The sequence below is a fragment of the Actinocrinis sp. genome (genome assembly GCF_035650855.1).
Taxonomy (GTDB): domain Bacteria; phylum Actinomycetota; class Actinomycetes; order Streptomycetales; family Catenulisporaceae; genus Actinocrinis.
The window spans coordinates 1-12,164 of the sequence record NZ_DASRGV010000268.1; the positions used below are offsets into that span (position 1 = coordinate 1).

12 protein-coding genes are annotated in these 12,164 nt (G+C 69.9%); 6 read left to right on the forward strand and 6 right to left on the reverse strand.

Annotation, left to right across the window (positions count from 1 at the left end; translation table 11 throughout):
* On the reverse strand, nt 1-438 hold a 438-nt coding region (locus VFB40_RS19365; protein ID WP_324852652.1), incomplete at its 3' end, for a hypothetical protein.
* Nucleotides 439-619: 181 nt separating this feature from the next.
* Nucleotides 620-1,186, reverse strand: a complete 567-nt coding sequence (locus VFB40_RS19370) for a cysteine hydrolase family protein (RefSeq protein WP_324852654.1) — start codon at nt 1,184-1,186, stop codon at nt 620-622.
* 99 nt (nt 1,187-1,285) lie between these two features.
* On the opposite strand from VFB40_RS19370, the gene VFB40_RS19375 reads away from it, so the two are divergent.
* On the forward strand, nt 1,286-3,052 hold the full coding sequence (locus VFB40_RS19375; protein ID WP_324852656.1) for an MFS transporter: 1,767 nt from the start codon (nt 1,286-1,288) through the stop codon (nt 3,050-3,052).
* Between the two features lie 27 nt (nt 3,053-3,079).
* Here VFB40_RS19375 and VFB40_RS19380 read toward each other — a convergent pair whose 3' ends face one another.
* Nucleotides 3,080-4,078: an NAD-dependent epimerase/dehydratase family protein gene (locus tag VFB40_RS19380; protein ID WP_324852658.1), complete on the reverse strand. Its 999-nt coding sequence runs from the start codon at nt 4,076-4,078 to the stop codon at nt 3,080-3,082.
* Between the two features lie 72 nt (nt 4,079-4,150).
* Here VFB40_RS19380 and VFB40_RS19385 point away from each other — a divergent pair, with 72 nt between their 5' ends.
* On the forward strand, nt 4,151-4,615 hold the full coding sequence (locus VFB40_RS19385; protein WP_324852660.1) for a MarR family winged helix-turn-helix transcriptional regulator: 465 nt from the start codon (nt 4,151-4,153) through the stop codon (nt 4,613-4,615).
* A gap of 70 nt (nt 4,616-4,685) precedes the next feature.
* Here the strand turns inward: VFB40_RS19385 and VFB40_RS19390 are convergent, their stop codons facing one another.
* A complete protein-coding gene (locus tag VFB40_RS19390) occupies nt 4,686-5,912 on the reverse strand; it encodes an acetate/propionate family kinase (protein ID WP_324852662.1) in 1,227 nt (408 codons plus the stop codon).
* 179 nt (nt 5,913-6,091) lie between these two features.
* On the opposite strand from VFB40_RS19390, the gene VFB40_RS19395 reads away from it, so the two are divergent.
* The gene (locus VFB40_RS19395; protein ID WP_324852664.1) at nt 6,092-8,569 is read left to right on the forward strand and encodes a phosphoketolase family protein; all 2,478 of its coding nucleotides are present in this window, start codon (nt 6,092-6,094) and stop codon (nt 8,567-8,569) included.
* Between the two features lie 102 nt (nt 8,570-8,671).
* Nucleotides 8,672-9,469, forward strand: a complete 798-nt coding sequence (locus VFB40_RS19400; RefSeq protein ID WP_324852666.1) for a GNAT family N-acetyltransferase — start codon at nt 8,672-8,674, stop codon at nt 9,467-9,469.
* Nucleotides 9,470-9,542: 73 nt separating this feature from the next.
* On the opposite strand, the gene VFB40_RS19405 is transcribed toward VFB40_RS19400, so the two are convergent.
* Entirely contained in the window at nt 9,543-10,355 is an 813-nt protein-coding gene (locus tag VFB40_RS19405; RefSeq protein ID WP_324852668.1) for an SAM-dependent methyltransferase, read from the reverse strand.
* Between the two features lie 263 nt (nt 10,356-10,618).
* On the opposite strand from VFB40_RS19405, the gene VFB40_RS19410 reads away from it, so the two are divergent.
* Nucleotides 10,619-11,107, forward strand: coding sequence for a universal stress protein (locus VFB40_RS19410; RefSeq protein ID WP_324852670.1), 489 nt, complete (start codon nt 10,619-10,621; stop codon nt 11,105-11,107).
* 179 nt (nt 11,108-11,286) lie between these two features.
* Entirely contained in the window at nt 11,287-11,682 is a 396-nt protein-coding gene (locus VFB40_RS19415; RefSeq protein ID WP_324852672.1) for an FMN-binding protein, read from the forward strand.
* A gap of 63 nt (nt 11,683-11,745) precedes the next feature.
* Here the strand turns inward: VFB40_RS19415 and VFB40_RS19420 are convergent.
* On the reverse strand, nt 11,746-12,164 hold a 419-nt coding region (locus tag VFB40_RS19420; protein ID WP_527249203.1), incomplete at its 5' end, for a HoxN/HupN/NixA family nickel/cobalt transporter.

Here is a 12,164-nt window from a genome sequence, read left to right on the forward strand (position 1 = left end):
GGCCATCTGCACCAGCCACTCGTTCAGCGCGCCGGCGATCGTGGGCGCCAGATCCCGGCCGACCTCCCCCCGGTTGATCGCGTGTTCCGGATGGGTGTGCGCGAGCGGTTCGAGGCCGCGCAGCGACGGGTGGCTCCAGTCGACCAGATTCGGGCCGCCGAGCACGAGATAGCAGTCCCCGTACGCGCGATCGCGGCCGACGCCCCACTCGTGCCGGCGCGTGTCATAGGGACGCCGCGCGACGACGCCCGACTCGATCAACGCGCTCTGATCCCCGACGGCCAGTCTGCTGAGCACCGCGTGCCCCTGCGCCGCACTGTGCAGACGTGCGACGATCCGCGGTGCGCCGTCCGCCGCACGCGCCGGATCCGTCAGTTCCACCGCCGCCCAGCGGCGCGCCCCGCCCGGCGGCTCGTGCCGCGAGTTGTACTGGAACATCGGGCCGCCTCCAAGGTCGGTAGGGTCCCCGCGGCCGCCGACCGGCCGCCGCGCTCTACTGCGCCGCACCCAACAAGAGGCGCGGCACCTGGCCGGTGATACAGCAGAGCGCGGCTTGGTAGCCGAGTCGTGATGGGAGATTCGCCGCAGCTTGGAGTCGGGGAACTGGGGAGGCCGGGATTCAGCCCGCCAGAGCCTTGGCCCACTCCTGCACGCTCACGACCGCCGCCTGGCGCGGGAAGACCTTCTCGGTCAGCACCCGGTGCACCTCCGGGTCGCCGTCGAGGCAGGCGTCCTGCAGCACGGTGAGTCGGAAGTCGAGGTCAGCGGCCTGACGCACGGTGGAGAGCACCACGCCGCTGGTCGCGATCCCCGACAGCACCAGATGCGTCACCTCCAGGCCGCGCAGCACCACGTCGAGGTCGCTGCCGGCGAAGGCGCTCACCCGTCGTTTGGTGACCACGATGTCGCCGGCCTGCGGGGCGATCGCCGGATGCACGTCCATGCGTCCGTCGCCCGATTCGCCGAGGGTAGCGTTCCGCTTGGTCGCCGAGAAGGCGAAGTTGCGCGAACTGATCTCCGGGAAGCCGGGGCGGAACCCGACGACCACGTAGATCACCGGGATCTGCGCCGAGCGCGCGGCGCTGATCGCCTCGTCCACCCGGGCCAGGTATCCGCTGTCATCGCCGAAGCGCTCGACGATGACCCGCTGTACGTCCATCACGAGCAGAGCGGCGTTCTCCGGCATCGGCTGTCTCCTTGAGATCTGGCTTCCCTTTAGCCGGGGAGGATACTTAGGTTACTTTTGCTAAGTAAATTGGGGCCGGGCGAGGAAGGGCGGGCGCGGATGACGACGGGAACCCAGGGAGACACGGCCAAGGGCACGGCGGCAAGGCAGCGCGGCCGCTGGGTGAGCGCAGACCATCCGCGCTACAAGTGGATCGCCCTGTCCAACACCACGCTCGGCATGCTGATCGCGACGATCAACAGCTCGATCGTGCTGATCTCCCTTCCGGCCATCTTCAACGGGATACGGCTCGACCCGCTGCAGCCCGGCAACGTCAGCTACCTGCTGTGGATGCTGATGGGGTACATGCTGGTCTCCGCGGTGCTCGTGGTCGCCCTCGGCCGGCTCGGCGACATCTGGGGCCGGGTGCGCATCTACAACGCCGGCTTCCTGATCTTCGCCGTGACCTCGGTCATCCTGTCGCTCGACCCGATGCACGGCGGCGCGGGCGCGCTCTGGCTGATCCTGTGGCGCATCGCGCAGGCGGTCGGCGGCTCGATGCTGATGGCGAACTCGGCCGCGATCATCACCGACGCCTTCCCGGCCGCACAGCGCGGCATGGCGCTGGGCGTGAACATGGTCGCGGGCATCGCCGGATCGTTCATCGGCCTGGTGCTCGGCGGCGCGCTGGCGGAATGGGACTGGCGCTCCATCTTCTGGGTCAATGTTCCCATCGGGATCATCGGCACCTACTGGGCGTACCGGTCGCTGCACGAGACCGGCATCCGCAAGGCCGCGCGTATCGACTGGTGGGGCAACCTGACCTTCGCGGTCGGCCTGACCGCGCTGCTGGCCGGGATCACCTACGGCATCCAGCCCTACGGCGGCCACACCATGGGCTGGACCAACCCGTGGGTCATCGCCGGACTGGTGGGCGGCGTGGTGCTGCTCGCGGTGTTCTGCCTGATCGAGACGCGCGTGCCGGAGCCGATGTTCCCGCTGCGCCTGTTCCGCAACGCCGCCTTCACCGGCGGCAACGCGGCGGCGCTGCTCGGCTCGATCGGCCGCGGCGGCATGCAGTTCATGCTGATCATCTGGCTGCAGGGCATCTGGCTGCCGCTGCACGGCTACGACTACGCGCAGACCCCGCTGTGGGCCGGCATCTACCTGCTGCCGCTGACCGTCGGATTCCTCGCCGCGGGGCCGATATCCGGGCACCTGTCCGACCTGTTCGGCGCGCGGCTGTTCGCCGCCGGAGGCCTGACCGTGATGGCCGCCTCGTTCGCCGGCCTGCTGCTGTTGCCCACGAACTTCAGCTACCTGTGGTTCGCCGCGCTGGTCTTCCTCAACGGGCTCGGCGGCGGCCTGTTCGCGGCCCCGAACACCTCGATCATCATGTCGAACGTGCCGCCCGAGGCGCGCGGCGCGGCCTCCGGGATGCGCGCGACCTTCCAGAACGCCGGCATGGTGCTTTCGATCGGAATCTTCTTCTCGCTCATGGTCGCGGGACTGGCCGGCTCGCTGCCGCACACGCTCACCAGCGGACTGACCGCCCAGGGGGTGCCGCCGGCCGCCGCGCAGACCGTGGCCTCGCTGCCGCCGGTCGGCACCCTGTTCGCCGCCTTCCTCGGCTACAACCCGATCCAGGAACTGCTCGGCCCGCACGTGCTCGGCCAGCTTCCGGCCGCGAACGCGCACACGCTGACCGGCCGCCAGTTCTTCCCGAATCTCATCTCAGGCCCCTTCCACACCGGCCTGGTCGTGGTCTTCTCGCTGGCCATCGCCATGTGCCTGATCGCCGCCGGAACCTGCCTGATCCGCAACAAGCCCGAGGCCGAAGAAGACCTCGTATCCGTGCCGGCGCCAACGCCGGGATCAGGACGGTAGCTAAGGCGGGACGGTAGCGGGGGCGAATCAGCGTTCGTGGCCGGCACGCAGCCAGTCGGCGTAGTCGGCCACGGCGCGTCGCGTGTCGTAGCCGGGCTCGTATCCGGTGTCCTGCCGAATGCGGGTGATGTCGAGGTAGAAGTCCCGGGCAGGTCCATGCGGATTGCGCCCTTCGGGCAGCTCAATGCGCGTGCCCGGGACGACCTCGGCAAGGGCGTCGGCGAGGTGCTGGTATGTCGTGGCGCGGCCGCCGCCGACGTTGTACGTGCGGTGGTTGAGCTGCGGCGCCAGCTGCAGCAGCGCGAGAGCGCGCCCGCAGTCCTTCGCGTAGCAGAGGTCGAGGCTGTCCTGCGCGTGTGCGGGGGAGTAGAGCTCTGAGAAGTCCGGCGCGGTGCCGCGCACGGCCGCGTGCACGAGCTGGGGCGCGCCGAAGAAGCGAGAAACCGGTCGGCCGAGTGGACCCCAGATCCCTGCGATCCGCGCGTTATAGAACTCGAGCCCTGCGGCGCCCGCGACGTAGTCGGCCAGCAGTTCGGAGATCTTCTTGGACGCGGGGATGGCGTGGCCGGAGGTCAGCGGCAGCGGCACGTCCTCACGCATCGCCGCCGCCGCGTCGCTCGCCGCCGAATCCTCCGGCAGCGGTACGCCGCCGTATACGCCGATCGTGCTGGCGACCCCGACGCGCGCCACGCCCCAGTCGTGCGCTGCTTGCAAGACATTCAGCAGGCCATTGACGGCGGCGCGCGCGTCCTCGATCGGATTCGCACTCGGCGGCCAGCCCCCGGCCGCGAGGTGTACGACTCCCGTGATCTCGTACCGTGCACCGACCTTGAGCAGCGACGACAGGTCGGTCACGTCGCCCTGCTCGATGAACACGCGGCTGCCGATCTCGGAGGCGATCAGGTCGGATACGTCTGCGTCCGCGACCGCGCGCCGCCCGAGCAGGACGCAGGATTGGCCGAGATCGAGCAGGGCGCGAGCGGTGTGGGTGCCGATGAAGCCGAGGCCACCCGTGACGAGGATCATTCCGCCCCCCATAGCGTCAGTAGATTTGATTGTCAGTGAGGCTGACAATCAGGCTAGCGGTAGGCTCAGAGGGTGTCCAGCGCAGCCAAGGACGCTGCCGCCGCGGCGGAGCGCAGCCCGGAACTGACCAGCCGCCTCGGCTATCTGCTCAAGCACGCCCAGTTGCGGCTCGCCGAGCTGACCACCGCCGCGCTGGAGCCTTTCGGCCTGAACGGCCGGGAGCTGGCCGTGCTGATCGTGCTGGCCGAGGGCGAGCCCGCCTCGCAGCAGGAAGCAGCGCGGCGGCTCGGGATCGACCGCACGAGCATGGTCGCCTTCCTGGACACGTTGGAGGAAAAGGGCCTGGTCGAGCGGCGCCCGCACGCGCACGACCGGCGCCGCAACGCGGTCGAGCTCACGACGGCGGGACGCGAGACGATGCGAGCCGCCCGCCGCGCCGGCGACGAGGCGGAACGGCGCTTCCTCGCCCCGCTCAGCCGACCCGCCGGCGCAGCGCTCAAGGAATCGCTGCTGGCGCTTGTTGAGTCAGAAGGCTGATTAAACGTCGCTCGTGCGGCCGACGAAACTCAGCGGTCCGCCGCCGGTCCCGGCGTGTTGAGGGCACTCACTAGGCGTCCTCTGCATTGTGCTGCCGCGAACCGCTCGCGACCGCCACCGCCTGCTCGGCGATTTCGAGCTCTTCATCGGTCGGCACGACCAGAACCGGCACCTCGGCCCCCTCCGGTGAGATGAACCGCTCGCCGCTCCCGGCCGCCCGATTGCGCTGTTCGTCGACGGCGATGCCCAGCCGCTCGAGCCCGCGCAGGGCCAGCCCCCTGACGAGGTCGTCGTTCTCGCCGACGCCCGCAGTGAACACCACCGCGTCGACCCGACCGAGTACCGCGTAGTACGCGCCGATGTATTTACGGATGCGGTGGCAGTACACGTCGATGGCCAGGCGGGCGTCGGCATCGCCGTTTTCCCGCGCGCGCCCCACGTCGCGCAGGTCGTTGCTGCCGGTCAGCGCGAGCAGGCCGCTTTCCTGATTCAGTGCGTGGTCGATCCGCTTGGCGTCGAAGCCTGCGACGCGTTCGAGATACGCGGGCACGGCCGGATCGAGATCCCCGCTGCGCGTGCCCATGACCAGACCCTCGAGCGGGGTCAGGCCCATCGAGGTCTCCACGCTGCGCCCGCCCTCGACCGCGCACGCGCTCGCGCCGTTCCCGAGATGCAGCACGATCAGGTTCGTCTCCTGCGGCGCCTTGCCCAGCAATCGCGCGGCCTGCCTCGCCACGTATTGGTGCGACGTGCCGTGGAAACCGTAGCGCCGCAACGAATACCGGTCCCGCCACTCGCGCGGCACTGCGTACGTGTAGGCCGCGGGCGGCAGCGTTCGATGAAACGCGGTGTCGAACACCGCGATGTGCGGCACGTCCGGGAAAGCCTTGCGCGCCACCTCGATCCCGGTCGCGTTGGCCGGATTGTGCAGCGGTGCCAGCGCTGTCAGCTCCCTGATGTCGGCGAGTACGGCGTCGTCGATCAGCGTCGGCTGGTCGAACCGGTCGCCGCCGTGTACGACGCGATGCCCGACCGCCACCAGATCGGTCCCGGCCAGGTCCGGGCCGGAGGCCTTGAACGCGGCCAGAATCGCGTCGAGCGCCTGCGCGTGGTCGGCGAACCGATCCCGCACCTCGTACGGCGATCCTTGCGCGGGCCGATGGGTAAGTTCGCCCGCTGCGTTCTCACCGATCCTGCCGACCAGCCCCGTGGCCAGCCGCTCGCGCTGCTCCAAGCCGATCAGCTGGTACTTGACCGAAGACGACCCGGCGTTGAACACCAGCACGTCACGCGCCATCCCGACCTCCGCACTCGCGCCGCCCTCGGTGCCACCCTCGCCGTTGCGTCGTACCCGTCCCAGGTGCCTTCGACCCGCGGCCGATGGGACTAACGACCCATCCGGGCGACCAGGCCGGGCGGCCAGTCTTGAAGTGGGCGAACAATCGAGGAAGAACCGAGAACCGAAAGGGGCCGGCAATGGCCGATCGCGAGGCGGGGGCGCTTTCCCGTCGCGACCTTGACCTGATCGACGCCTACTGGCGTGCCGCCAACTACCTCTCCGTCGGGCAGATCTACCTGCTCGACAACCCGCTGCTGCGCGAGCCGCTGCGCGAGGAGCACATCAAGCCGCGGCTGCTCGGCCACTGGGGTACCACGCCCGGCCTGAACTTCATCTACGCGCACCTCAACCGGCAGATCAAGGCGCGCGACCTGAACGCGATCTACATCGCGGGGCCGGGCCACGGCGGCCCGGGACTGGTCGCGAACGCCTATCTGGAAGGCACGTACAGCGAGGTCTACCCGCGCATCGGCCTCGACGAGGAGGGCATGCGCCGGCTCTTTCGCCAGTTCTCCTTCCCCGGCGGCATCCCCAGCCACGTCGCGCCCGAGACCCCCGGGTCGATCCACGAGGGCGGCGAACTCGGCTATTCGGTGGCGCACGCCTACGGCGCGGCCTTCGACAACCCGGACCTCGTGGTCGCCTGCGTGGTCGGCGACGGCGAGGCGGAGACCGGGCCGCTGGCCGCATCCTGGCACTCGAACAAGTTCCTCGACCCGGTGCGCGACGGCGCGGTGCTGCCCATCCTGCACCTGAACGGCTTCAAGATCGCGAACCCGACCGTGCTGTCCCGGATTCCGCGGGGCGAACTGGACAACCTGTTCGAGGGCTACGGGTACCGCCCGATCACCGTCGAGATCGCGGACCCCGACGACCACGACGCCGCGCACCAGGCCATGGCCGCGGCGCTCGATGACGCGCTTGGCGACATCAAGACCATCCAGGCCGAGGCGCGAGGACTGGCGAATGGGCACAGTCAGGTGCGTGCGAGCGACGGTGCGGCTTCAGCAGACGCACAGCTGACCGCGGACGACCAGGTGCCGGTCGACCGCCCGCGTTGGCCGATGATCATATTCCGGTCGCCCAAGGGATGGACCGGACCGAAGACCGTGGACGGCAACCGCACCGAAGGCAATTGGCGCTCGCACCAGGTCCCGCTCGCGAACCTGCGGGAGAACCCGGACCATCTCGCGCAACTTGAGCGATGGCTCGCCTCCTACCGCCCGGACGAGCTGTTCGAGCGCTCCGGCCGCCTCGTCCAGGAACTGGCCGAACTGCCCCCGCAGGGCCTGCGCCGGATGAGCGCCAACCCGCACGCCAACGGCGGCATCCTGCTGCGCGACCTGGACCTGCCGGACTTCCGCGACTACGCGGTCGAGGTCAAGGAGCACGGCACGAGCTTCGCCGAGGCCACCCGCGTCCTCGGCACCTTCCTGCGCGACGTGATGGCGCGCAACGAAACCCCCGGCGCCGACACTCCCGGCAACTTCCGGGTCTTCGGGCCGGACGAGACCGCCTCCAACCGGCTCGGCGCGGTCCTCGAAGCCACCGGGCGCACGTGGATGGCCGAATCAGAGCCCGATGACGACGCGGCGCTCGCCCCCGACGGCCGGGTGATGGAGGTGCTCTCCGAGCACATGTGCCAGGGCTGGCTCGAGGGCTACCTGCTCACCGGCCGGCACGGCCTTTTCTCCTGCTACGAGGCCTTCATCCACATCGTCGACTCGATGTTCAACCAGCACGCCAAGTGGCTCAAGACCACCCGGCACATCCCGTGGCGCCGCCCGATCGCGTCGCTGAACTACCTGCTGACCTCGCATGTGTGGCGGCAGGACCACAACGGCTTCTCGCACCAGGACCCCGGCTTCATCGACCACGTGGTGAACAAGAAGGCTGAGATCGTCAGGGTGTACCTGCCGCCGGACACCAACACGCTGCTGTCGGTCGGCGACCACATTCTGCGCAGCCGGCACTACGTGAACGTCGTCGTCGCGGGCAAGCAGCCCACGCACAACTGGCTGTCGATGGACGACGCGATCCTGCACTGCACCCGCGGCATCGGCATCTGGGAGTGGGCCTCCACGGACGCGGGCACCGAGCCGGACGTCGTGCTGGCCTGCGCCGGCGACATCCCGACGCTGGAGACCCTGGCCGCCACAGCGATCCTGCGCCAGTCCTTCCCGGAGCTGAAGATCCGCGTCGTGAACGTGGTGGACCTGATGCGCCTGGAACCCGACGCCGAGCACCCGCACGGGCTCTCCGACCGCGAGTTCGACTCCTTGTTCACCACGGACAAGCCGGTCGTCTTCGCCTACCACGGCTACCCCTGGCTGATCCACCGGCTGACCTACCGGCGCGCGAACCACCACAACATCCACGTGCGCGGCTACAAGGAGGAGGGCACCACCACCACGCCCTTCGACATGGTCATGCTCAACGACCTGGACCGCTACCACCTGGTGATCGACGTGATCGACCGGGTGCCCGGACTGGCCGAGCGCGGCGCGCACCTGCGCCAGGCGATGCTCGACGCACGCACCCGGGCCCGCGCGTACACGCGCGAGGTCGGCGACGACATCCCCGAGGTGCGCGACTGGGTCTGGCCGTACAACTGAAGATCCGGAAATCCGAAGGTCGGATTAACGGTGTGCCTCCCGGAGGGCTCGCGGTTACGGTTGGTGCCACCAGGCAACGATCGAGACCGTCCGGGAGGCGCGTTGGCCGTCGAGGAAATCAGCAGGCCGACGGACCCGGACGGCACTGTGGACCCGGGCAGGCCGACGGGCCTGGACGGCGCTGCGGATGCGGAAAGGCCGACGGATCCGGACAGCACTGCGGACGCGCGGCACGTGCTGGACAGCGTGACCTGGGCGGCGCTGACCGGCCCGCACGCGCGCTTCGCGGAACGGCACGGCCGCGCCGTCCGGTACCGGCCGGACGTCTCACCGTTCGCCGCGCTCGAGGACCCGGCCGACGAGCAGTGCTGGGCCGACGCGGCCGAACTGGTCGGCCCGAAGGGCACCGTGGTCCTGCTGCCCGGACCCACCCGAGCGCCCGCCGGCTGGAGCCAGGTCTTCGGCGAGCAGTGCTCTCAGTTCGTCGCGACGTCCGCCGACGCGAAGCCGGACCCCGAGGCGGTCCTGCTCGGCCCGGATGACCTGCCCGAGATCCTCGACCTTGTCGCGCGCACCAAACCGGGCCCGTTCCTGCCGCGCACCATCGAACTCGGCGCCTACCTCGGCATCCGGCGCGGCGGCACGCTCGCCGCGATCGCCGGCGAGCGGCAGCAGCCGCCCGGATGGACCGAGGTCAGCGCGGTGTGCACCGATCCGGCGTTCCGAGGGCAGGGACTGGCCGCCCGGCTGGTGCGCGCGGTGGTCGCGGGAATCAACGAACGCGGCGACCGCGCGTTCCTCAACGTTCTCTCGGCGAACGCGGGCGCCATCCGCGTCTACGAATCCCTTGGGTTCACGGCGCGAATGCACGGCTGGGTGACCGGCTTCCAGCTCGACTGAGCCACGGTGCCGCCTGAGCCACGGTGCCGCCTGAGCCGCGGCGCTGACTGAGCCACGGTGCCGCGCGGAACCCTCAGCCGTCCTTGCGGGCCAGCAGCCCGTACGTGCGCAGGATGTGCTGCTTGCTCTCGGCCTCCGGCCGCCACTCGTTGACCTGCACGACGCCCGGCGGCTGTACCGAGAAGTCGCCCAGCCACGCCTGCAGCTGCTCGGGGGTGCGGTGGATGAAGGACACCCTCGTCGAGCGCTGATAGTCGTCGATCATGCCCGCCTGCTCCGCCGGGTGCTCCAGGTCCGGCGCGGCGTGCGAGAGCGCAAGGAAGCTGCCGGGCGACAGCGCGTCGCGGTACGACCGCACGATCCGGTCGGGCTGCTCGTCGTCCGGGATGAAGTGCAGCACCGCGATCATCAGCACGGCCACCGGCTTGGCGAAGTCGATCAGCTCGGCCGTCTTCCGGTGCTCGAGCACCGTGGCGGGGTGCCGGAGGTCCGCGTGGATGACCGAGGCCTGCGGGTTGTCGCTCAGCAGCGAGTGCCCGTGCGCGACGGCGACGGGATCGATGTCCACATAGAGCACCCGGGACGACGGATCCGTGGCCTGCGCGATCTCGTGCACGTTGCCGACCGTCGGCACCCCCGAGCCCAGGTCGAGGAATTGCGTCACGCCGTACTCGGTGACCAGGGTCTTGACCACGCGGCGCAGGAACGCCCGGTTGGCCCAGATCGCCGCCTTCAGCGTCGGCATCGCCGCCGCGGCACGCTCGGCGACCTCCCGATCGGCGGCGAAGTTGTTGCTGCCGCCCAGCCAGTAGTCGTAGATGCGGGCGGGACTCGGCCGCTCGATGTCCGCCGGGGTCAGCGTCGGCAGCTGGTCACTGGTGTCCATGGCCGTCAGTCTGCCCCTTTGCAGTGCGCCGTGTACATCCGGTCCTCCACGAACCCGGCCGCTGATGCGCTCGGGGCCGCGGTGGCAGACACTGGACTCGGAGGGGCCTCGCACCCATGAACGAACGCGCCGCAAGAGTCGATTGCACGTGCAATCGCATAATGCTGAATCCGGGGAAAGCGGCCACGAGCAGGCAGGGCGGCCGCTACCGTGGAAAGCGGGAGCCGCATGCGCACGCGCTGCGCCGGGGAAGGAGAGCGGCAATGGACATCGGTCCCGGCCCGCGGGTTTTCGTGGGGGTAGACCGCTCGATTCCCGGACTGGCCGCCCTGCGTTTCGCGGTCGCCGAGGCCAGGCGCCGCGGCACGGATTTGCACGCGGTCCGCGTAGCCAGCGTGTTAACGCTCACTGAGACCAAGGAGATCGACGCGGCGTTCGACGAGGCCCTGGGCGGGTTTCCCGCGGATGTGACCGTGCACCGCGAGCTGCTGGTCGGCGCGGTCGCCGACACGCTGGCCAGGCGAGCCCGCAACCCCGAGGACGTCCTGATCGTGGGCACCGACGGGGCCGGCCGCTGGCACGGGCTGTGGTCCCGGTCGATCAGCCGCGAGTGCCTGCGCAAGGCGCACTGCCCGGTGCTGATCGTGCCGGGCCCGCAGATGGCGATCGAGGTGCGCCGCCGCCGCTGGCTGCCGCACCACCGCGAACTGCTCTCCGGCCTCGACTTCGACGCGCCGATAGCCCAGTCCTGAGCGCCCGGCGCCGACCCTGCGGGCCGGCCGGGTTGCGCGCGAACCGCAAAGACTCGGTCAAGATTTCCGCGCCGGGCGAGCGGCTGCGGCCTCATCCACGTGTGCACCGGCGTCGGGCGCGCCCCACGATCCGGAGTCTGGCGCCGCCTGCCCGCCTAGTGGAAAGAGGAACCGGGACCGTGCGCCGAACCGCCGTCTTCATCGTCGCTACCGTGCTCGCCATGCTGGCGCTCCTCGGCATGAAGGAGGGGGTGCGTTCCGGCGTCGCCGCGAGCGTGGTGCGCAGCAACGACGCCATGACCGTCACCGGTCCGCAGGTGGTGCTGGCACACGGCATCGTGCAGGTGCAGGCGAAGATCGTCAGCGGCCGGATCGTGGATGTGAAGGCCCTCTCCCTGCCGCACGACAATCCGCACTCCTGGGCGGGCGGCACCTACGCCGCGCCGAGGCTGCGCAGCGAGGTGCTCGCAAAGCAGAGCGCCGACGTTCAGATAGTGTCCGGCGCGACGTACACCTCGCACGCCTACATGAGCTCCCTGCAGGCCGCCCTGGACGCTGCCGGGCTGCGTCACTGAATCGCTGCGTCCCCGACTCCCGGCGTCACTGAATCACCGACGCGTCATCGACGCGAGCGGGCGTCACTGATCGCCCGCCACGCCGGCCCAGCGGTGCTCGACTCTGGCCAGCTTCCAGTAGGCCAGCGCGACCGCCCAGACCGCCGCGAACGCTCCGACGATCACGAACCCGACGTTGTTGAGGTCGAGCCCGGCGATCCAGCCGGTGATCGGATCGCGCAGCCCGAACCGGTCGTGGGCGACGCCCACGAGCTCGATGGTGCCGATGATCAGCGCGACCGCGACCGACAGCCCGGTGATGGCCAGGTTGTAGTAGATCTTGCGCACCGGGTTGGCGAAGGCCCAGTGGTAGGCGAAGTTCATGAAGGTGCCGTCGAGCGTGTCGAACAGCGACATCCCGGCGGCGAACAGCAGCGGCAGGCACAGGATCGCGTACCACGGCAGCCCGGCCGCCGCCGAGCCCGCGGCCATGCCGAGCAGCA